Consider the following 22,761-nt stretch of genomic DNA (forward strand, 5'->3'; position numbering starts at 1 on the left):
CCTTAAAATAAATCAAGTTGTTTGGGATTTAGATGTTCATATTCAATTCCCAACTGTTTTTTAAACTGTAGTGCGTTTTCCGCCGCATCTCCGCCAGAATTGTTATTGAAAATGACGGTGACTTCTGAGACTTTTGTCGCCAGTTGTTGAACCGCCACGGCTAATTGGCTCAACTCTTCGTGATTATATCGATACAAGGTCCGTTTTTTGCGCCATTCACTATCATTGGCGCGCCACCCGGCAACATTCCGACCGTGAAAGCGGAAAACGAGAAAATCTGTATTTGTCACGAAAGGATAAAAAGGCACGGGATTCAGCGGAATTTGCGGTTCATCCACCACTACTAGTGAAAATTTTTCTGCCGTCATAAACTGCAACGTTTGTTTGACGTATTTGTCTAGATACCACGAGCCATTCCGCAGCTCAATTGCTAGCGGCAAATCCCCAAACCACTGACGCAGTGTTTGCAAATAGCGGACATTTTCTGGTGTACAGCCAAAAGCCGCCGAAAACTGAATCAAAAAGGCCGACAGCTTGCCTGACTCGATCATCGGTGTCATTGCGTCAAGAAACGCGGTCACCATGGCTTCTTCCGAAGAGTAATATTGCTGCCAGTCCCCTTGGCAACTAATGCCCGAATAGACTTTGACTAAAAATTTAAACTCTGAGGGCGTTTCTTGCACCCACTTTTCTACACTACTTTTTCGAGGAATACCATAATAAGCGGTATCCAATTCCACCACCGGTAAGTGCGCGGCATATTCGTATAAGGAGGTATTCTTCTTGCCAGTTAAATACTCATGTTCATTGAAGGACGTTAAGCCGATACGAATCATTTTTATTCCACCCTGTTTTTTCTAATAAGATTAGTATACAATAACCACGAGTCAAGTGACAAAAAAGAATCTTGAGGTGAAACCATGAAAGATATTTTAGTTTTACATACAGGCGGAACCATTGCCATGCAAGAAAATGCTACTGGTGAAGTTAGCCCCGGAGCTACTAATCCTTTAATGGATGCTCATTTGGACATTCCAGCAGATGTGAATCTGATCGTAGAGGATATCTTTAATTTACCCTCTCCCCACATTACCCCAGAGCACATGTTACAGTTGAAAAATCGCATTCAGGAGGTCGATGTTGCAGGGGTTGTCATTACCCATGGTACCGACACATTGGAAGAGACAGCTTTCTTCTTAGATACGACGATTGGTGATGGCTGTCCCATCGTATTGACTGGCGCAATGCGTTCCAGCAACGAATTAGGCAGTGATGGCTTATACAATTTTGAGTCAGCTATTCGAGTAGCTGCTTGTCCCGAAGCCCGAGGCAAGGGTGTTTTAGTCGTTATGAATGATGAGATTCATACTGCTCGCTACGTGACAAAGACCCACACCACCAATGTAGCGACATTTCGGACACCAACCTTTGGACCTATTGGCTTAGTAACGAAACAGCGAATCTTATTTTATCAAGAACTGATTGTTAACGACCGTTTAGCAGTTGATGCAGTTGCCGGTCACATTCCCATTATTAAAGCCTACGCCGGGATGACCGAGGAGTTATTTGAATTATTGAGCCCTGCCACTATTGATGGCTTGGTGATTGAAGCGCTGGGAGCTGGTAATCTGCCACCACAAACATTGCCGGCAATCAAACGCCTCTTAGACCAAGAGATTCCTATCGTTTTAGTGTCCCGCTGTTTCAACGGTGTAGTGGAGCCTGTTTATGCCTATGATGGCGCGGGCAAGCAGTTAGCCGATATGGGCGTTCTATTTTTGAACGGCATCAATAGTCAAAAAGCGCGACTTAAATTGTTGATTGCCTTAAATCATCCTTTAAAGGGCGCTGATTTAAAAACATTTATGGTGACCCAATAATCAACAAGCATTCTTTATTCCGTTAATGTACGTAAAAGACAGAGAACTTTTCTAGGTTCCTGTCTTTTTTCTTTGCTTACTGTTGCATCAGCATTTTGTTACCGGTATCAGAGAGTTTTCTGGCAAATAAAATTGACTTGCGCAACCGTTTGCGCTTACTATTGAATTAAGCATAAAAGGAGGAGCGGGCATGAAAAAGATCAAACGCTTATTTGACATCCATCCATGGAAAATCAGCACTCATACCTTGGATAAAGAAAACAAACGACTACAGGAGTCTTTGACTAGCATCGGCAATGGTTATATGGGGATGCGCGGCAATTTTGAAGAACAATACAGTGGCGACCATCATCAAGGAACCTACTTAGCCGGCGTCTGGTTTCCAGATAAAACACGTGTGGGCTGGTGGAAAAATGGCTACCCCGAATACTTTGGTAAAGTCATCAATGCGATGAACTTTGTTGAGATGGATCTCTTCATTGACGATATCGCCGTAGACCTAAATGTTCAGCAACCAGAAGATTTCTATCTGGAATTGGATATGCAAAACGGCTTATTGACACGTCGCTTTACAATTACAACCGCCAGCGCGAAAGTTCAGTTTACCTTCCGCCGTTTCGTCAGCATCGTAAAAAAAGAATTAGCTGTCGTGCAGCTGCAAATCGAGGTTCTAGCAGGTAATCCAGTTGTGCGGGTCGTTTCTAAATTAGACGGGAACGTTCAAAATGAGGATAGCAATTATGACGAGCATTTCTGGGAAGAAAAGGCCACCGGATTCCAGGGCGAATTAGGCTACTTGACCGCGCAAACGGTTCCGAATCCTTTTGGTGTTGAACGTTTTAGCGTAACAGGTTTAATGCAACATCATGCAACAACTACCGGTAGTCCGCAAATGGCACCGATGATGGTTGCGCAGCAATTTGTTTTTAATTTAAAGGAAAATGAATCCGCTACCGTAGAGAAAAAAGTGGTAATTGTTACTAGTCGTGATATTCCTGAACCACAGCAATTGACGCAAGCAGAAGTCTTGTTGCAGCACTACGACCTGCCGTTTGATAAATTATTAGAAGAACAGGCCTCTGCTTGGACTGAACGTTGGGTGCAAGCGGATGTGGTGATTGAAGGCGATGACGAAGCACAGCAAGGCATTCGTTTCAACTTATTCCAGCTCTTCTCGACTTATTATGGCGAAGATGAGCGCCTGAATATTGGTCCGAAAGGCTTCACTGGTGAAAAATACGGCGGTGCTACTTATTGGGATACGGAAGCCTACGCTGTGCCACTTTACTTAGCCCTTTCACAGCCAACCGTCACGCGTAATTTGTTGCGTTATCGCTATAATCAACTGGATGGTGCGCACTATAATGCGCGCCAGCAAGGTCTCAAAGGTGCGTTGTACCCAATGGTAACCTTCACCGGGATTGAATGTCACAATGAATGGGAAATTACCTTCGAAGAAATCCACCGAAATGGTGCAATTGCCCATGCAATCTATAACTATACAAATTACACTGGCGACACTACCTACCTGAAACATGAAGGCTTAGCTGTTTTAACGGAAATTTCTCGTTTCTGGGCAGATCGGGTTCATTTTTCAAAACGTAAAGGCCAATATATGATCCACGGCGTCACGGGTCCAAACGAATACGAGAATAACGTCAATAATAACTGGTATACCAACTACCTAGCAACTTGGGTATTGCGCTATACCCGCGATAGTTATTTGTCTTTCCAACATGAAACTGAAATCAAAATCGACAGTGATGAATTAGCGCACTGGACGGACATTATTGACAATATGTATTTCCCAACCGATGAGGATTTAGGCATTTTTGTCCAACATGATACCTTCTTAGACAAGGATTTAAAACCAGTCACAGAGTTATCGTTAGACGATCTACCATTAAATCAGCATTGGTCATGGGACCGCATCTTGCGCTCTTGCTTTATCAAGCAAGCCGACGTCTTACAAGGCCTATATTTCTTTAATGATCAGTTTGATATGGAAGCAAAACGTCGCAACTTTGAATTTTACGAACCAATGACCGTCCATGAATCCTCCCTCTCTCCTAGTGTCCATGCTATTTTAGCTGCCGAACTAGGAATGGAAGAAAAAGCTGTGGAAATGTATCAGCGGACGGCTCGTTTAGACTTAGATAATTACAATAACGATACCGAAGATGGATTACACATTACTTCCATGACGGGTAGCTGGTTAGCTATCATCCACGGTTTCGCACAAATGAAGACCTTCAACGACGAATTAAGCTTTGCTCCATTTCTACCTAAAGGCTGGCAACGCTATGCTTTCCACGTTAATTACCGTGGTCGCCTGTTGGATATTCAAGTGGATCAGCATGTGACGGTCCGTTTGTTAGCAGGCGAACCTTTGAGCTTGAAGCTTTATGATGAAATAATTACCCTAGACGACCAAGTTTCTGTAGCTGTAAAGGAGGACTAACCATGTTTAAAGGCGTATTATTCGATTTAGACGGCGTCATCACCGATACAGCTGAATATCACTATCAAGCTTGGAAAGCCTTGGCAGCTGACATTGGTATTACTATTGACCGTGCCTTTAATGAACAGCTTAAAGGCGTCAGTCGCGATGATTCATTAGAGCGGATCCTCGTTCATGGTGGACGGGCGGATGACTTTTCGGCTGCCGAACGTTCGGAGCTGGCAACGAAAAAGAACGATCATTACCTACAGCTGATTGCCAATGTTTCGCCCCAAGATGTCTATCCTGGCATCTTGGACCTATTAAAAGCTTTAAAGACTCATGACATTCGTATTTCGTTGGCTTCTGCCAGCAAAAATGGCCCTTTCTTATTAAAACAGATGGCGCTGACTTCTTATTTTGACGCTATTGCGGATCCTGCTAAAGTCGCTCATGGTAAACCCGCACCAGATATTTATCAGTTAGCCGCCCAAGAAGTTGCACTAGCACCAGCAGAATGCATTGGTATTGAGGATGCGATTGCCGGAATTGAAGCAATCAAGGCTAGCGGGGCCCTGCCAGTCGGTGTGGGCAGTCCTGTTGATTTGGGCACTGACATTGCGCTGGTACCAGACACTAAGTCTTTAACATTCGCCTTTTTAGAACAGGTTTGGCAAAATCACTGATTGAATCATTTCTGATTTTCTGGCAAGATGGCTAGGAGGAGGATGGACATGAGTATTACTGTAAAAGATGTGGCTAAAAAAGCCGGTGTTGCAACGTCGACCGTTTCACGCGTTATCAACGACCATCCCAGCATTTCCGAAGCCACCAAGAAAAAAGTACGCAAAATTATGGCAGAGATGCATTATGTTCCCAATCGGACGGCTCAAAGCCTAGGCAAGCGAACGGCTGGCGCGGTGGGTATTATTCTGCCGCCCCTGGATTCAAAAGAAAAAATGGGCAATCCCTTTTTCTTAGAAATCATGGAGGCGATCAACGAAGAAGGCATGGCTCGCGGTGTTACCACCGCCGTGGCTGCGGCGAAGGATATGTCTGCCCTATTGGACAACGTCAAACGTATGCATCAGCAAAAACAAGTGGATGGCTTTGTCTTGCTCTATGCCGCTCAGCATGATCCAGTTTTCAATTATCTTTTTGAAGAAGACGTTCCCTTTACACTGGTAGGTCAGCCTTATGAACATGAAGAAGATGTCGTTTATGTGGATAATGACAATCAATTATTAGGTAAGTTAGCCACTGATTTTCTAATTCAGAACGGACATCAAACTATTTTGTTTATTACCAATACGATTCAGGAAAATGTCTACTTCGAACGCTATTTCGGTTATCAGAAAGCTCTTATGCTAGCCGGATTAGCCAATCAGCCAGTGGTTCCCTTGATTACGACAGAAAATTACGTTGATTTCGAGGACCTACTGAAAGAATCTGGTGCGACTGCTGCCGTAGTGCTGGACGATGTCTTTGCTCTAAGAGTCATGCAGCTAGCACAAATGTATGGTTTTCAGGTCCCAGAAGATCTATCTCTGATTAGCTTCAATAATTCCGTCTTCTCCACACTGCAGCATCCTTACCTCACTAGTATTGACATTGATGTTAGCGAATTAGGCCGTGTCGCGGTACAAAGATTATTAGAGCAGCTGCAAGATACTCCGGTAAGCGGGGTACGCTTTGTCGTCCCTCACCACTTGATTAAACGGGAAACCGTGATTAAACGCTAAAACTACGAGTTAGCATGAAAGCTTTACAAACTAAAAAAGCACATCACTTCTTCTGTAGTGGTCCCCAAAAGTTAGATCGTTGGTCTAGCTTTTGGAGCTCGCTCCATTCAGAGGAAGTCGATGTGCTTTTTCTGCTGTCAAAATGACAAGTAGCTTAACTATTTAATAACCATTGCCTCAAAGGGGCGTAGCGTGATTTGTCCCACGACGGCAGTTTGTGGATAGTTTCCTAGAATCACTTCTGTATACCCCGCCGGTATTGTGACCATTTGCGGTTCTTCACTAAAATTGGCTACCACTAACCATGATTCTTCTGCCAAGCGCCGTTCATAAAAGAAGACTTTTTCAGGGGCTTCATGAGGAATAAAATCCCCCCAAACGACGATAGCATGTTCTTTGCGCAGTTGAATCAACTTTTGATACGTGTAAAAAATTGAATCAGGATCTGCCAGGGCAGCTGCAACATTGATTTCTGGATAGTTGGGATTAACAGCTAGCCAAGGAGTCCCAGTAGTAAAGCCAGCTTGAGCTTCAGCAGACCATTGCATTGGCGTGCGGGCATTATCCCGGCCCTTAGTATTGATTGAGCGAAGAATTTCTGCTTCAGCATACCCTTCCGCCAAACGTTCTTGATACATGTTCCGACTTTCAATATCATCGATTTCTGCTAGCGACGTCACGGTACGGTTAGTCATGCCAATTTCTTCCCCTTGGTAAATATAAGGCGTCCCCTTCATCATATGCAGTAAAATCGCCAGCATCTTAGCACTGGCCACGCGATATTTTCCATCATTACCCCAGCGGGAAACAATCCGTGGCAAATCATGATTATTCCAAAATAAGCTGTTCCAGCCCTTCGTTCCTAAAGCCGTCTGCCATTTATACAAAACAGCTTTTAGCTCCCCGACATTTAAAGGACGCAAATCCCACTTCTCTTTAGCCGGATCTTGATCCAAGACAGCATGTTCAAACTGAAAAACCATCGACAATTCATTTCGCTCTGGGTCAGAATAAGCCATTGCTTCAGCCGGTGTCGCCCCCCACGTTTCCCCCACCGTCATGACGTCATAATTGCCAAACGTTTCTCGTTGCATTTCTTGCAGGTAATCATGGAGTTTTGGACCATTGCTTAAAATTTCCTGATCCGGCTGTTTGCCAATCAAATCGATGACATCCATGCGGAAGCCACCAATGCCTTTTTCCAGCCAAAAATTCATCATTTGATAAATTGCTGCTCGAACTGTTGGATTTTCCCAATTAAGATCTGGTTGCTTTTGACTAAAAAGATGCAGATAATACTGACCACTGCCTTCATCCAACTGCCAAGCACTGCCACTGAAGTTCGAACGAATCCCATTAGGAACATCACCCGCAACTGGATCTCGCCAAATATAATAATCGCGGTACGGCGACTTAGGATTACGGGCTTCCACAAACCAAGCATGTTCGTCTGAAGTGTGATTTACCACCAGGTCCATCACGATGCGAATATCCAAGTCCTTAGCTTTGGCAATCAGCTCCTCCATGTCGACCATCGTCCCAAATTCAGTCATAATGGCTTGATAATCACTAATATCATAGCCATTATCATCATTGGGAGAAGCATAGACTGGCGAGAGCCAAATAGCTGTAATACCTAACTTATGCAAATACGGCAGTCTCTGAATGATTCCTTGTAGATCCCCAATACCATCACCATCGCTATCTTGAAAACTACGGGGATAGATTTGATAAACCACCGCTTGTTGCCACCATTTTGTCATCTTGATTCCTTCTTTCTAAAAAGCATCATGTCTTATTCTATTACGATTCTAAAGCCATGTTGTCCGATAAAATCTTTTTCATCCGCTGACCGGACTTGTTGAGATAACTGAGCTGTTTTGTGGGTTAGCTGCAGATCTTGGGTTCCTTCATTAAAAACGGCCTGTAGTATTTGACCTTGATACGTTCGTTTTAGCCAAATCACTTGTTGCTGATCATCAACTTGCCATTCCATTGAACCATAGGCGAATAAATCAGTGTGCGCCTTGCGTAGGCCAATCAACGCTTTCATAAAGGCCAGCATTTTCTGATCCTGATCTTGCGGGTCCCAGACCATACATTTGCGACAATCAGGATCCTCCCCACCTGTCATACTGACTTCCGTGCCATAATAAACACAGGGTGCGCCTTTTTGTAAAAACATAAAGCTCATAACAGCTTTCACCAATTCCTTATTTCCATCGCAAACAGTCAAGATACGGGCGGTATCATGAGAGTCCAATAGATTAAAGGTCACTTCATTAACTTGGTCCACATACAACATTTGCTGCTCATTCATACCACTGATCATCTTAGACGGCAAAATACTTTTCTCAACAAAAAATTCCTTGATATTATCCGTGAACGCATAATTCATCACTGCATGGAACTCATCGCCTTGCAACCAACGCTGTGAAGAATGCCAAATTTCGCCTAGTATATAAAAGTCTTCTTTCTCAGCTAAAACTTTCTCATGGAACAGTTTCCAGAAATGATGATCAATTTCATTAGCCACATCTAAGCGCCACGCATCGATCCCAAATTCACGAATCCAATAAGTCGCGATGTCCAAGAGATATTTTTGGACTTCTGGATTGGCTGTGTTCAATTTTGGCATATGAGGCGTAAAGGCAAACGTGTCAAAAGTCAAATCACGCGCAGTTTCTGGAATGTTGGTCATTTCATAGCTGACCGGAAATGAATGGATATGGAACCAGTCCGCATATGGCGAGTCCGCCCCTTTTTCAATGACATCCTGCCATTGAGGAGAGTCATCGCCAATATGATTGAAGACCGCATCAAGCATGATGCGCATCCCACGGCGATGAGCCTCATCTACTAATTTTTTGAATAATGCTTTATCACCAAATGCTGGGTCGATTTCATAATAATCAATCGTATCGTACTTATGATTAGAAGTAGCTTTGAAGATTGGACAGAAATAGATGCCATTAATACCTAAGGCTTCCAAATGATCTAAATGATCATAGACTCCTTGCAGATCACCACCGAAGAAGTCCTCCCGGTCCGGGTCTTTACTGCCCCAAGGCAAGGTTCCCTTAGGATCATTTGTCGTATCACCATTAGCAAATCGTTCAGGAAAGATTTGATACCAAACTGTCTCTTTTACCCACTCAGGAGCTTTGAATCGGTCGATTTCTTGAAAATACGGCATTTTAAAATAAAATTTGGCACTAGCTAAAAAGGATTCATCATAAGGGAATACCCCTTGATCATTGAAGAAAACTTGCTGGCCATCCATTCCCTCTACATAAAAGCCATACTGAAGGCGGGCAAAAGGTGCACCTGTTTCAATTTCCCAATAATCATGCAAATCGGTCGTTAGCGTTTTGGTCATATCTGTTCTTTCTAAATACCATTTTTCCTGACCAATCAAATAGGGGTCGCCCATAATAATAGCGACATGGCGTGCATCGCTACGAGCGGTCCGCAAACGGATGCGCATTTTATCTTGTTTATACAAAAAAGCATATTCACTCTCTGGTCTGTGATAGATTGCTGCTGTTAGCATTGCGTCATCTCCTCTCTTCTTTATCTTAGGCGAAAGCGATTTCTCTCTCAATCAAATTTCCTCTGTTAGCGATAACAGAATCACTAATGGAAAAAGCCATAAGGGAATCATACCCTTACAGCTTCTTTTAACGTGTTGACTCTCGTACGATTAATTCCGGTAAAAAGCGGTGATAGCCCTGAGTTGCACCATTATCTTCAATTTTTTTCACTAACATTTCACCACAAGCCTCGCCCATTTCGATAATGGGCTGTTTCATCGTCGTTAATTTTGGGGAGCTGACTTGATCTAAAAAGACCCCGTCAAACCCAATGATGCCAAAATCTTGCGGAATGTCTGCGCCACAGCTTTGCAAGCCGCGTTCGACTCCAAGTGCTAAACGATCAGAACTGCAGACAAAGCAAGTATTCTGGTTCAAATTTTCCCAATATTGAGCAATAAAATGCTCGCTTTTAGTAGAACGATTAGGCAAGTGGTAAATCTGTGCTGGCAGACCAGCCGCCGTCATGACTTCTTGATAGCCCGCTTCCCGTGCTGTTTCAAAGGGCTCATTCACATCAATTCCGATAAAAATCACTTGCTGATAGCCTGCCTCAAGCGCATATTTTGTCGCAATTGCGGTTCCATAATGATTGTCACTGTCAACAAAATCAATATTCTGATCATTTTCCCCGAAAAGTACTACTGGCTTTTTCAAGCCGCGAATCCAATCAAAATCTTCTTGGCGGAAGCCAGTGAGAATATAGCCATCACAGGCCCCACGATCAACCCCGTCTTTCGTTACTAGCTGTAAGGAATAGTGGGCTTTGCCAACTGCTTTAGCAATTCCCATCAATAAGTTCATGTAATAGGGCTCCGTTGTATCCAGCTCTTCTAAAATATATAGTTTAATGATTTGCGACCGATTGGTAACTAATGCTTTGGCAGCGATATTAGGATGGTAGTCCAACTCCTCCATCGCTGCATAGACCAGCTCTTTCAATTCATCAGTCACTTGTTCTGGATGGTTAATAACGCGGGAGACAGTCATTTTGGAGACATTAGCTTTTTTCGCTACATCTGTTAAGGTTGCCATGTGTTTCCCCCTCTATGACCACAAGATATTGGCACTGCAATATATTTGATCCCCAATACGGATTTCGTGGTGACTGGTTAAGGTTTCTTGATCCACCTCATACCAACTCTCAATTTCATGACCATATTCGACTTCTTTTTCAAACTTGATATGAATCTCTTTTGGTTGATGCTTCGTTAAAAAGTCAAAGCCTAACACATCAATCAGCCAATTGAAATACATGGCATTATTAACATGCTGGTTACTATCAATGTCATAATAGCGGACCCGGTAAGGTAGAAAAGTCCCAGCTGCAACCGGTAGAATCTTGGCGCCACGATGGATTTTCTTGATTTTTTCACTCTCATAAGGCGCAATGATTTCCTCTAGTACGCTGCTCATTTTGCGATTGACTAAATCCATGAGGACAAAAGTCGACTCAATCAAGACACATTCGGCACCGCTGGCATCATGAATCCAAAAATTCCGGTAACAAAAATACTTATTATAGCTGATAGCCTCAGTGGTGATTGTGATCTGTTCGCCGACTTCAGGCAAGCGCTTGATGGTCATCTCATAATTTGTAATGACCCAAGTCAAGCCAAAATTCGTGACAAACTCCTTGCCACGATCTAAGGCATCACTTTGTGCCTCTGAAGTTTTGATGACCATCCCTAGCATCGCTGGTAAGGTCAAATGCCCATTAACATCACAATGATAAAACGGGACTTCTACTGTTTCTGAATAACGTTTTCCCATAAATTCTTCATCCTTCTAATAATGTATCCACTAACGTGCCATAGCTTTCGCCAAACATATTCAAATGTGCCAAAGCGTAATAGAGTTGGTACGTCGGTAAGCGTTGCTGCCAGCCTTCTGCCAAAGGATAGGCGGCCTGGTAGCCTTGCAAAAATTCTTCCGTAAAGCCACCGAAAAGTTGCGACATCGCAATATCTAGCTCTCGGTCGCCGTAAAATGCAGCTGGGTCTAGAAAAACCGGTTGTCCGTTTTGACTATACATGGTGTTGCCGCTCCACAGATCACCGTGCAGCAGACTTGGCGTTTGGTCATGTGCCCATTCATTCTCGATGGTTTGAATCAGCTTTTGGAATTTAGCCTCCCGCCCCGCATGCCAGACATGACGCTCGTGAGCAAATTGCACTTGCGGTTTCAAGCGCTGCTGGATAAAGAAAGTCACCCAGTCAGCTTGCCAAGTATTAGACTGCGGCAAAATACCAATATAGTTATCCGTTTCAAAGCCAAAAGACGTATGGGTTATTTGATGTAGCTTCGCCAACTCTTGACCTAACTGAAAGGCCGCACCACTACCTGGCTCGATCCACTCTAAAAGTAACCAACCAGCCAACTCGGTCTGACCGCTGGCAACAACCCGGGGAACCCTGACCGCTTGCTTTAAAGCTTTCAAGCCATCAATCTCGGCTTGAAAGAACCCGCGGTGCATATGCGGATGGACCTTCAAAATATACTCATTTTGGGTGGTTTTTACGTAATAGCTTTGATTGATATCCCCGCCAACCACGGGACGATAGGTCTCAACCGTTTCTGGTAATTGTTGAAAAATTGCCGTCAGCATCTTCATCACCCTTCCAGATATAGTCGTTGTAAATCTGTTCTATCTCCTGCGGAAAGTTGCAAACCTCTTGACAAAAAGTCGGTTATGGTGCCATAGTCTGCTTGAATTTGCTGCAGACTAGCCGCCAAAAATGACTCGCGTGCTTCCATCAATGTAAGAATACCTTGCACCACTTTTTCTGGTGCATGAGCTTCTTGCGCTCGTTGTTGGATATGTTGGATTTTTTTTGATAGGAACTGGTTTGTTGCTAAATAGTCGGCCATAATCGTCTCCTGAGAAACGCCTAAAGCCGCTAAAATCATCGCGGCAGCAAAGCCGGTGCGATCTTTACCAGCCGTACAATGAAACAAGATTGCGCCTGATTCTTGGGACAATAACTGTGCAAAAAATTCTTGATATGTTTTTAAAGAATGGGGCTCAGTCACAAAATGACGGTAGACTTTGATCATCTGTTCTTCTGGTGGCAAGCCATTTTCCAAAGCTTCAGCTAATTGCCTCATGGACAACGAGTTCTGCGTTTCATCCACTGCAAAAACAGGCATAAACAAGTTTTGACTTGTACCAATTTTCTGATCTGGTTCCTGTTGTCGTTCTTCTGGGGAGCGGAAGTCAACAACCGTTGCAACACCATATTCGGCTAACGCCTCGCTATCAGAGTCACTGACTGCTTCTAAGCTGGCGGACCGCAGCAGGCGTTGGGACTTGACCTGCTTACCATTTGCCTCATAGCCGCCTAAACCACGTAGATTTTCAATCGTTTGAATCGTTTTGATCTGTTCCATCACAATCCCTCACCTTCTCAAAAAAATTATACCACAAGTTCTGAGAGGGAACTGTCATCAACTAAAAACACCTTCGTTCCCTTACGGTACTAGAAGGTGTCTCTACTGATAGAAATTAGTCTTGCTTTGTTTGCGCCAATAACACATTGAAAAAGAAAGCTAGACCAATCGTTAAAATGATGTGCCCTAAGCCAGCAATTCCACTGATGGCGGCATTGCCCTCGATGCCTAGAACTGTCATGCTTCCATGAATCAATAACATTAGAAGAGTCAGCCCCAAGCCAATGTTATAAAACAAAAAGAACTTATTGAAATTTTTATGCTGACTCAGTTGGAAATTTTGTTCTAACAAAAGCACAATTAAAAAGAAAAACATCCCCAAAATTAAGGTGTGAGTGTGCAAAACACCTAATTGCGTCTGGCCACTAAAATCATTAAATTTCGTGAATTCTCGGTAAAAGACACCGAAGGCTAAGCCAATAATCATATAGCTCATACTGACACGTGTTAATTTTTTCATCATATTTTCCACTCCTCCCAAAAAGTGACACTGTGTTACTGAGATCAGTGTAGCAAAAATAGTGACACTGTGTCAACATAGGGAAGCGTCTTTTTTCCATATACTAGCGTAAATTATTTATGACGAGCGAAGATTTTTGTCATGATTCGCTCCTTCCGACGATGATCAAAACGGTAACGAATATGGAAAAAACCACCCATAATCAATAGTAAATCAATGACTAGCCGTAACCAGAATTGCTCCTGTCCAAAGGCTTCAAATAAATCATTGGTGGCGACTACGCCGTTTAAGACACCGGCAACCGCAATATAAAACCATGCCACGGCTTTATTGAAATAGCGAAACAGCTGGTCGATTTCTTTCTTCGCAATACTATCCTGTAAAATACGGATACCACGTTCTTTTTCCTTTTTTATTTTTAAAGGCGGCAAAAGCCAATACCAAGGTGAGACTTTGGGATAATCCTTGCCCTCTTTTTGAAATTTCTTGATGATGCGATTAGGTTCGGACAGCTCCAACGCTCCTTGGTACAGTGGGAAAAAGTAAAGCATCCAAATACCAACAAAAGCAAATAGTGCATTGAATTTCGCCATCTGCTACCCCTCCTCTGTAAAACAGCCGCCTTTAGAATTATCTAAAAGCGGCTGTTATCATATTCAGCTTGCTATGCCAAAGCGCCCATTGGGTCCCATGGGGCTAAAACGACTGGCGTTTGCTCCAATTGTGCTTGTTGTTCTTCCGTCAATAATTCTTTACGAACGACGATTTGATACGTATATTCGTCCATCCAAGCATCGCTCATGACGAAGAAGCCTTGTTCGCCTACTTTATCGCCCCAGCTATTTTCAACTTTCCATTTAGTTGAATGTCCGTCGACAAGATCCACGCCCGTCAGCACCATCGCATGGGTCATTAGGCTTTCGCCATAATCCAAGCGTTCGGCTTTTGTCATGGTAAAGTCTGTATCAAACAAATTGTTCATATCAAAGACATCCGTTGCCATGATACCAGTGTCGCGAGTAGAAGACTGTCCTACATCACAACCGAACCAGACAGATTCGCCTTGTTCCAGTTGCGCAATCGCCAATTTTTTGAAAGCATCCATGTCAACGTTCAAATAACGAACATCTTTGCCCCCTACCACATTTCCAAGCATTTCAACTGTATAGGTTTTGTTGTAAGGTTTGTCAGCCGTTGGCGCGTTAATAATGCTGACATAGTCATTAAGATCAACGCCCACATATTTTTCATAGAAAGATTGTGGTGTTAAATTACGATCAATGTGATAGTTTTTATCTTCATCACGGTATTCAAAATCAAAAGTTTCTGGTGGTGTTCCCAGTGAAATCGTCAAGAAGTTATAAACATCGTGAAGCATATCTGCTTTTGCTGCTTGAATCTCTGCTTCAGATTTTCCGTCAGCAACTAGTTGACGTAATGTCACGGCATCTTTCCGTAACATTTTGTTCAAATAGTTGTTTAAGTCACGTGAATTTGAACTGTTGCTGCTTTCTGGCATAACACTCTTCGGAACGACCCCATATTTTTGGAAGATAGAAACGATCATATCCCATTGACCACCATCTTGTTGTGGTGTTTGCAATAAGAAAGCGACTTTACGACTAGTTAGTTCTTCCTCTGCTGTTGCTAAAATATTTTCATAGAAATAATTCGCTTTTTCATATTTATCCCAGAAAAAAGTATAATTTTGGGATAATTCAAAGTCTTTTAATTTGAAACTGTTCAACATTTTGTGACGGAAGGTATTTAATGCTGCAAACATCCAGCAGCGTCCGCTTTGTTTTTGATTGGCTACTTTCCCTGTTGCCAAGTCGATAGAAAAGACGGGTACATTTGCAACTGGTCCTTCTGGTAATTGGGCTGCAGCTGTAATACCGTTTTTAACAACGGCATTTTGTGCCAATCGTTGTTTTGCGTCGCCGGTAAATTCATCTCGGAAACGTTTTGTCATTTCAGGTTGGATTGCTTTTGTCATAATTATCATCCTCACTTTCATACAAGTTTCATTGTACGCTTCTTAGTTTTTGAACTCAAGGGGCGACTTTGAAAAATTCGCTGATTGCGCGCGTTCTTTACGACCTTTGAGGCGTCGAAGCAGCTGTTGCCGCCAATTTTCTACCAAACCGCTGGCTAAAAAGCTCGTTAAGACAAAGGCAGCTACTAGCCATAGTAAAAACCAACCAAAGCCGAAGGTCCAACTGGATACACCGACTGCTCGTAAGCCTTTGACAATAAAGCCCTGCAGTAAATAGGCCGTGATTGTGTTTTGACCCCACTTTGTATAGAACGCCTGCCGCCTTGGTACCCAAGCAAAAAAAGCAAAAGCAGTTAACACGCTTAAAAAATAGATTAGTAAACGGACGATGGCACCCAATGCTGGAACTGCTAAAAAATCTTCATAGGGCTGAGAACCAAAAAACCAATACTTATTAAGCCATGGATTAATTGCGATAAAAAGCGCCACGCCGATAAATAGAGCAGGCGCGATTCGGCGCATGTGCTGCCTCATCCAATGAAAATGATAAGACGTCATATAGTGTCCTAAGAGAAAGAAGGGGAAAAATACAAAGGTTCTAGATAGACTCAATTGCTGATCGATCCAAGGAATATAGCCTACTAATAAACCTAAAAGCAACGCAGCACCTAACGCAGTTTGGGCTTTAAAGCGTCGAAAAACAAAGAGTGCGGCATTCCAAAAGAATAAGCTTAATAAGAACCATAGCGACCATTCCGGCTCAAAAATCGAAAAGACTAAGTTATCATTTAGGCCAGTTACATAATAGAACAAGCTGTAAATGGCCTGAAAACAAAGATAAGGAACGATTAGCTTTTTAAAAAGTTTTTTCAGATAATCTTTTCGCTGATAATTCTTTGAGAAGTAACCGGATATCATGATAAAGGCCGGCATATGGAACAAGAATATGACATAGTAAAAGACTTCATAGCCTAATCCGCGGGTAATAAAAGGTTGTAACAAATGAGTCGCAATCACCAAATACATTAAAATGAACTTGGCATTATCAAAAAAAGGCTCACGTTTTTGTGTCATTATATGATTCCTCCTCTTTTTAGTATAGAGGAAAAACCTTAAAAACAAACGGATTTTACGCAAATGTAAGAGGATAGATAACTCTTTGCAATAATCTGATTTGTTATTCATAGACTCCAAGCACAAAAAAACGGCCGCAGCCGTTTTTTTAGAAAGGTTCCGCTAAATGGTCTAAATGATTCAGATAGCGTCGTTTGGATAAGTAATAGAAAACCAATTGAAAAGCGAAAAAGAGACAAACGATCCAGCCATAGTAGCGCCATACTGGTAAAGGTGCCAACTGCTGCAGGGCCAAAAGTGCCACGGCGAAGTGCCCGGCAGCAAGAATTGGCGGCACAAAATACATAATCTGCATTTGTTTGCGTACTAGCTGATGGCGTTCCTCTCGCGTTGTGCCTAGAACGTGCAGTGCCCGATGATAAGCGCCATCTTTTTGAATATCTCCGAATAAACGGAAATACAAAATTGAGGCGGCAAAAGTAAAGAACACTGAACCTAGCAACACGGCAATCATCAAAATCAGACCGTTAGCTTGCCGATTTTCCTGCCAAACTTGATAAAGAGAGGTATAGAAAAATTGACGCTTTACAAATTCATTAGGGCCCACCGTCTCTGATATCTCATCATAATTCGCATGTTCTTCATTATACTGTGTTTCTTTTTGCAAATAAGCGCGAATCCTTTGGTCTAACTTGGGATTGTCTTGCCAACCTGCCACTTGAACGACTCCCAGCATGGATCTTTCACCGGTTAGCGCGTACTGCTGGTAAAGATCATCTGCGATTACACCGATAGCGTTGGTGTTTAAATTAAACTGAGTAGTCACTTTCTCTACATCAAAGGTGACTGGCTTCTCTTCTAAAACGCCGCTCACCGTCACCTTGCGTTCGGCCGCTGACATGGCTTCTGTCGCTGCCACATCCGTGTTGGAGGTAGCGAATAAAATTAGCTCTTGACCTTGTGGCTCGTACAGCGGCAAATCAGTTGCCTTGGCCAGCCTTTGGTATTGACTCGCCGGCAGCAATGCTAGGGTGATTGGCAGTACAGAGGTTGTTGGCAACGGCGTATCGCCTAAATCTAGATAGATTGGTCGGATAATTTCCTTCGTGGTGGCCGATCCCTCGGCTTCAGCCAGCTGCTCCACCTGATCCACCAATCCTTCAAAGTAGGCAGCTTCTCTGTCAGCGCCAAAACCGTTTAGCACATAGGAAAAACTTGGCCCTTGGGTCGCCGCAAAGTCTGATCCTCCAACAGCCCACGACACGCCAATCCCCACAAACGCCACTGAGGCAACAATTGTAATCAAACTATACATCAACGCATTGTCCCGCATTCGATAAATGAGTTCACTAATAGAGAGTAAATTTGTGCCTCGTAATGCCAGTGAACGGGTTTTAAGAAATTTTAGCAAATAGACACTGCTTTGATAGAAAAACAGGATTGTACCAGCAATCGTCAATAAGACACATAGTAAAAGATAATGGAGCTGCATATCAACCCAAACTGCGTAAAATACAGTGCCATACCCCGCTAAAATCAAGCCAATACCTAGAACCATCCAATACCAAGTTGCTTTCGGTTCAGGTCGCGGCTGTTCATCGGCTTTCATGAGGGAAACCAGTGAAACTTTTCGCAGTGACACCAAACTGGCAAATGAAATCCATAAAAAAATCAAGAAGAATAAGCCGAAGGTCAACAGTACCGGTTTAACTGGTAAATAGAAATGCAAACCATCGGCTAATGATAATAGCTGTTGGCTAATCAGTAAGACAAATTTTGTAAATAAAACGCCTAGTCCGATACCTCCAACGGTTGATATCAACCCTAATAGCGTATTTTCCAAAAAAATCATCCAGCGTAGATCTCGTTCTTCAATCCCCAACAGTAAATACACCGACAAATCTCGCTTACGAGCCTTTAAAAAAACCATAAAAGTATACCATAAGAAAATCAACGCTAAAATGATAATGACGACTTGCGCCGTTTTTAGGCCAATTCCAGCCAACTCACTCATGGTATCACTGCTAGCTGCAATTCGTTTGGTTAGTTGTGGATGGAAGTACAGCATGGAGAAAAGATAAAAGATAAATACTGAAAACAAACTACTAAAAAGGTAGGTCGCATAAACCCGACCATTACGAACAACATTACGGAAGATCAATTGATTGAAGGTCATCGCTTCGCCCTCCTAAATGTGCCAAAACATCTAAAATCTGCTGATAAAAGACTTGCCGATCCTCGCCGCAATACAGCTCATTATAAAATTGCCCATCCTTGATAAAAACAACGCGGTTAGAATAACTAGCTGAGTAGGGGTCATGGGTCACCATCATAGTCGTCACTTGATGTGTCCGGTTCATTTCTGATAGCAGTCGCATCACGTCTGTTGCTGCCTTGGAATCTAAATTTCCGGTAGGCTCATCCGCTAATAGTAACTGCGGTTCATGGATCAAAGCCCGCGCAATCGCCACTCGTTGTGCCTCGCCCCCTGATAACTCATATATCCGTTTACTGCTTTTCTCCGTGATCCCTAGCTCTGTTAATAAAGCCGCCGTCTTCGCCTTCATCTCAGCTACTGGCACCTTATCCAAGGTCAATGGCAGCATAATATTTTCCGCCACAGTCAAAGGCGCTAACAGATTATAGTGCTGAAACACAAAACCTAATGCTCGGCGCCGAAACAATGCCAATTCTTGTGGGGAAAACTGCCGTAATTCTTGACCAGCTAAACTGATGGTCCCCTCGGTAGGTGTGTCTAAAGTTGCAATCAAGTTCAATAAGGTCGTCTTGCCACTACCTGATGGTCCCATAATACTGACAAATTCGCCTTCTTCTACTTGCAAATGCAGCTTTTTCAAAACCGCCACCGGAACCGTCCCAGGATAGGTCTTACTGATATTCTCTAATTGTAAAAATGACATGGTCATCCCTCCTATATGACTAGTCTAACAAGCGGGCCTTTTTTCTCATAGGGACTAAGTTGACAGCCAGCTTACAAAACTGTCACTTGCTAAAAAACGGCAGCCCATGCCTTCAATTTCTTGAAACATGCACTCCCGTTTCCGCCTAGTCTAGTTTTGTATCTTGAAAGCGTAGCGTAATAGTCGTACCTTGGCCAACTTTTGATTGCACCGTGATACCTACTGCTAGTCGTTGCGCAATCGTTTGGGCTAGAAATAAGCCCATCCCCGTAGACTCCCCTAATTTACGACCATTTTCCCCTGTATAATAGCGTTGAAAAATCCGCGGCTGGTCACTGCTGGGAATCCCCAGGCCGTGGTCTACAACGTCAATCTGCTGTGGCTTTAGAATCAGTTCAACTTGTTGACCTGCTGATGAATACTTGATGGCATTGCTGAGTAGCTGATCAAGTAGTAAGAGCAGCCACTTTTCATCGCTCAAAAGGGATTCGTGGGAGAGGATCGTCAGCTTAGGAAAAACGCCTTGACGAATAAAATAGCGCTTTTGCTTTGCAATCGCCTTTTTAACTAACGCCTCTGGATCCAGTGGTCGAATTAGAAAATCAAACGCAAAGTCCTGCAAGCGAGCCAATGTTAGGGCCGTCTGCAAGCCGTGTTGTAAGCGGTCTGTTTCTGCTAAGACTTCTTCCTTCGTGATATCATCTGATTCTGCCAACAACGTTAGCACCGCTAAAGGCGTTTTCATTTGATGGACCCACAGCTCCATGAAATCCGTTTGCTCCCGCTGCTGCTCTTCCAACTGCTTGTTGGCTAGCTTCAACTGGTCTAGTTCTTGTTGGCGGCGACGTAAAATCTGCTCGCCTAGTGGGGTTCTTGCTTCTGGCAGTCCCCTGCCCTCTGCTAGCAAACGATAAAGAGAGCGTTCCAGAAAGTAGCGCCGTAGCCAATATACACTGCTTAACAGCAAAATGAGTAGTCCGGCGTAACCTAACAACGCCACCTGTTGATAACCATCGAGCCACACAATCAGGCTCACTAGCCCCCAAGCCAAAAGGGGCCAGAGCCACTTCATGATATTTTCTCGTAAAAACAGCTTCATTCCTTCACCTTCAATTGATAGCCTTTCCCACGAATCGTTGTAATAGCCGTCACCAAACCTAAAGCTTCTAGTTTTTTCCGGAGACGACCAACATTGACCGATAACGTATTATCATCCACAAATTGATCTGTATCCCAGAGAATTTCCAACAGTCGCTCTCGGTTAACAATGCGCGGAAATGCCGTCATCAAGGCTTCTAATAATTCACCTTCTCGCTTAGTCAGCGTTTCCTGTTGGCCTTGAAAAGTAACTTCTAGCCGTTCGGGTAAGTAATGTAAGCCCCCTACCTGTACGATGCGTTCCTGTAAAGAAGACAGTTCCCCGTATACACGGCGAGTCTGACTTTTGATTTTCGCTAAGAGTAATTCAAAAGAAAATGGTTTTGTAAGATAGTCATCTGCCCCATATTCCAATGCCATAATTTGATCCATCTGACTATCCCGCGCAGACAAAAATAGAATCGGCACCTTCGAAATTTTACGGATTTGCTGTGCCCAGTAAAAGCCGTCAAAATAGGGTAAATTGACATCCAATAAAACTAATTCAGGCGCTTCTCTTTGAAATTCGGCGATAATACGCTGAAAGTCGGCAGCAGCGGTGACTTGATACGCATATTTTTCCAGATGCTGTTGTACCATATGCGCTAATTTTTGATCATCTTCAACTAAAAAAATCTTCATGGTAACTCCTCCCACCTCGATTGTACCATGTTGTCACAGGGCATCGTAGCAAGAACTGAAGAGACAAGTCGACAAGTGCTTTGACGTAGAACAACTTAGCAAAAACTTACAAAACTGTTCGTCATAAAAAATTGTAGAATCAGTTTGAGAAGTGCATAATGGTAACACTTGGGGGGATTTTTATGAAAGCAAAACATGCTAGTCGCAACAAACGATCATTTCGTAGACAGATTGGTCGTTTACTCATCCTAACTGTGGCCACCGGCGCAGTAGGATTATCTGCGTATTTCAGTTATTACTATATTTTAAAGGGTACTTTTTTTGCCGCGGATACTAGCAGCACCACTGCCACCAGCAGTGAAAGCCTCACCTCCCCGGACCCGACAGAAGAAAAGCTCGGTTTTGATACGCACTATGCTAACTTTCAGCAACGCGTTGACGCCAGCAACAGTCCTTCGCCCTTAGCCGCTCAAATTGATGAGTATCTCAAAGCGGGAGATTTCATCGGGACTGCCTTAGTCGTTCACGAAGGAAAAATCATTTATCAAAAAGGTGCTGGATATGCCAATTTAGCAAAAGGTGTTGTCAACGACATCAATACTCAATACAATATCGGTTCTGTTCAAAAAAACCTAACGGGTCTTTTGATTATGCAGCAGATACAGCAAGGAAAACTGTCTTTAGATACGTCCTTAGCGACCTTTTATCCCACAATCCCTTATGCGGAATCTATTACCATTCGGCAAATGCTCACCATGCATTCTGGGCTGGTACAAACCAAACAACCCACTAAAGTCATGGATGACCAACAATTGATCCAGTTTGCCTGCGACCATCTAAAAGTAGAAAAGTTAGGACAATGGCGTTATTCGCCTGTCAACTTTGTTCTTTTAAGTGGGATTTTGATGCAATTGACGGGGAATGATTACTATCAACTTGTTCAACAACAAATTTTAGACCCTTTGGCGCTCGCCCATAGTGCCTTTTATCAAACGTTTACTAAAGACAAAGCCTATCCTGTTGCCTACGCACCTAGTGATGCTGGCGCAGATTATGGCTCTATTGTAAAAGAAGCAGATTACGCCTACGCCCGTGAATTGGGGACCGGCAATCTCGCCATGACTCCTGGCGACCTTTATACGTATTATCAAGCCTTACTTAGCGACAAGCTGCTGACGGCTCAGCAGGTTACTAGCTTATTGACACCTTATGATCAATATACCTATGCCGCAGGGCTTTATAATCGCGGTACTTACTACACAGCCCACGGCGTAGAAAAAGGAATGGAGGTCTCCGCCATAGTGGCCACTGATGCCAGTGACGCGGTCATTCTTATGACAAACCAAGCGCCGGGTCATGATTTGAATAGTGATCAGGCAGCCGCAATTTACCAAATGATTACCGGCGTTCAGGCCAAGGTCTAGAG

20 protein-coding genes are annotated in these 22,761 nt (G+C 43.4%); 5 read left to right on the top strand and 15 right to left on the bottom strand.

Features of this window, described 5'->3' with window-relative positions:
• Nucleotides 1-2: 2 nt before the first annotated feature.
• A complete protein-coding gene (locus ECA01S_RS05515; RefSeq protein WP_067392367.1) occupies nt 3-836 on the bottom strand; it encodes a DUF72 domain-containing protein in 834 nt (277 codons plus the stop codon).
• Nucleotides 837-920: 84 nt separating this feature from the next.
• Here ECA01S_RS05515 and ECA01S_RS05520 point away from each other — a divergent pair, with 84 nt between their 5' ends.
• From ECA01S_RS05520 to ECA01S_RS05535, 4 genes are all read left to right on the top strand, one after another.
• Nucleotides 921-1,880 carry an asparaginase gene (locus tag ECA01S_RS05520; RefSeq protein WP_067392370.1) on the top strand — a complete coding sequence of 320 codons (960 nt, stop codon included), beginning with the start codon at nt 921-923 and terminating at the stop codon, nt 1,878-1,880.
• A 190-nt stretch (nt 1,881-2,070) separates the two neighbouring features.
• Nucleotides 2,071-4,341 carry a maltose phosphorylase MdxK gene (gene mdxK, locus ECA01S_RS05525; protein WP_067392372.1) on the top strand — a complete coding sequence of 757 codons (2,271 nt, stop codon included), beginning with the start codon at nt 2,071-2,073 and terminating at the stop codon, nt 4,339-4,341.
• Nucleotides 4,342-4,343: 2 nt separating this feature from the next.
• Entirely contained in the window at nt 4,344-5,006 is a 663-nt protein-coding gene (gene pgmB / locus ECA01S_RS05530; RefSeq protein WP_067392375.1) for a beta-phosphoglucomutase, read from the top strand.
• A 48-nt stretch (nt 5,007-5,054) separates the two neighbouring features.
• Nucleotides 5,055-6,062: a LacI family DNA-binding transcriptional regulator gene (locus ECA01S_RS05535; protein ID WP_067392378.1), complete on the top strand. Its 1,008-nt coding sequence runs from the start codon at nt 5,055-5,057 to the stop codon at nt 6,060-6,062.
• A gap of 158 nt (nt 6,063-6,220) precedes the next feature.
• Here ECA01S_RS05535 and ECA01S_RS05540 read toward each other — a convergent pair whose 3' ends face one another.
• The 14 genes from ECA01S_RS05540 to ECA01S_RS05605 all read right to left on the bottom strand — a co-directional run bounded on the left by ECA01S_RS05540 (nt 6,221) and on the right by ECA01S_RS05605 (nt 21,335).
• Nucleotides 6,221-7,825 (bottom strand): glycoside hydrolase family 13 protein, encoded by a 1,605-nt coding sequence (locus ECA01S_RS05540; protein ID WP_067392380.1) that lies wholly within the window; start codon nt 7,823-7,825, stop codon nt 6,221-6,223.
• Between the two features lie 32 nt (nt 7,826-7,857).
• Nucleotides 7,858-9,615 (bottom strand): glycoside hydrolase family 13 protein, encoded by a 1,758-nt coding sequence (locus ECA01S_RS05545; protein ID WP_067392383.1) that lies wholly within the window; start codon nt 9,613-9,615, stop codon nt 7,858-7,860.
• Nucleotides 9,616-9,742: 127 nt separating this feature from the next.
• Nucleotides 9,743-10,690, bottom strand: coding sequence for a LacI family DNA-binding transcriptional regulator (locus ECA01S_RS05550; protein WP_067392385.1), 948 nt, complete (start codon nt 10,688-10,690; stop codon nt 9,743-9,745).
• A 12-nt stretch (nt 10,691-10,702) separates the two neighbouring features.
• Nucleotides 10,703-11,428 (bottom strand): acyl-ACP thioesterase domain-containing protein, encoded by a 726-nt coding sequence (locus ECA01S_RS05555; protein ID WP_067392388.1) that lies wholly within the window; start codon nt 11,426-11,428, stop codon nt 10,703-10,705.
• Nucleotides 11,429-11,435: 7 nt separating this feature from the next.
• Nucleotides 11,436-12,263: a fructosamine kinase family protein gene (locus tag ECA01S_RS05560; RefSeq protein WP_067393173.1), complete on the bottom strand. Its 828-nt coding sequence runs from the start codon at nt 12,261-12,263 to the stop codon at nt 11,436-11,438.
• A 5-nt stretch (nt 12,264-12,268) separates the two neighbouring features.
• Nucleotides 12,269-13,045, bottom strand: coding sequence for a tyrosine-protein phosphatase (locus ECA01S_RS05565; RefSeq protein ID WP_067392390.1), 777 nt, complete (start codon nt 13,043-13,045; stop codon nt 12,269-12,271).
• 115 nt (nt 13,046-13,160) lie between these two features.
• Complete coding sequence (locus ECA01S_RS05570) at nt 13,161-13,568, bottom strand: DUF2871 domain-containing protein (protein ID WP_245631199.1); 408 nt, start codon at nt 13,566-13,568, stop codon at nt 13,161-13,163.
• Nucleotides 13,569-13,678: 110 nt separating this feature from the next.
• Nucleotides 13,679-14,158 carry a hypothetical protein gene (locus tag ECA01S_RS05575; protein ID WP_067392393.1) on the bottom strand — a complete coding sequence of 160 codons (480 nt, stop codon included), beginning with the start codon at nt 14,156-14,158 and terminating at the stop codon, nt 13,679-13,681.
• Between the two features lie 71 nt (nt 14,159-14,229).
• On the bottom strand, nt 14,230-15,561 hold the full coding sequence (locus tag ECA01S_RS05580) for a C1 family peptidase (RefSeq protein WP_067392396.1): 1,332 nt from the start codon (nt 15,559-15,561) through the stop codon (nt 14,230-14,232).
• A 42-nt stretch (nt 15,562-15,603) separates the two neighbouring features.
• Nucleotides 15,604-16,635: an acyltransferase family protein gene (locus ECA01S_RS05585; protein WP_067392399.1), complete on the bottom strand. Its 1,032-nt coding sequence runs from the start codon at nt 16,633-16,635 to the stop codon at nt 15,604-15,606.
• A 148-nt stretch (nt 16,636-16,783) separates the two neighbouring features.
• Entirely contained in the window at nt 16,784-18,811 is a 2,028-nt protein-coding gene (locus tag ECA01S_RS05590) for an FtsX-like permease family protein (protein WP_067392402.1), read from the bottom strand.
• Entirely contained in the window at nt 18,783-19,556 is a 774-nt protein-coding gene (locus tag ECA01S_RS05595) for an ABC transporter ATP-binding protein (protein ID WP_067392406.1), read from the bottom strand. The genes ECA01S_RS05590 and ECA01S_RS05595 overlap by 29 nt, the downstream gene beginning before the upstream one ends.
• Nucleotides 19,557-19,701: 145 nt before the next feature.
• Nucleotides 19,702-20,628: a sensor histidine kinase gene (locus ECA01S_RS05600; RefSeq protein WP_169792761.1), complete on the bottom strand. Its 927-nt coding sequence runs from the start codon at nt 20,626-20,628 to the stop codon at nt 19,702-19,704.
• A 23-nt stretch (nt 20,629-20,651) separates the two neighbouring features.
• A complete protein-coding gene (locus ECA01S_RS05605) occupies nt 20,652-21,335 on the bottom strand; it encodes a response regulator transcription factor (RefSeq protein WP_067392411.1) in 684 nt (227 codons plus the stop codon).
• Between the two features lie 182 nt (nt 21,336-21,517).
• On the opposite strand from ECA01S_RS05605, the gene ECA01S_RS05610 reads away from it, so the two are divergent.
• Nucleotides 21,518-22,759: a serine hydrolase domain-containing protein gene (locus ECA01S_RS05610; RefSeq protein ID WP_067392414.1), complete on the top strand. Its 1,242-nt coding sequence runs from the start codon at nt 21,518-21,520 to the stop codon at nt 22,757-22,759.
• Nucleotides 22,760-22,761 lie beyond the last annotated feature (2 nt).

The sequence above is a fragment of the Enterococcus canis NBRC 100695 genome (genome assembly GCF_001544375.1).
Classification (GTDB): domain Bacteria; phylum Bacillota; class Bacilli; order Lactobacillales; family Enterococcaceae; genus Enterococcus_H; species Enterococcus_H canis.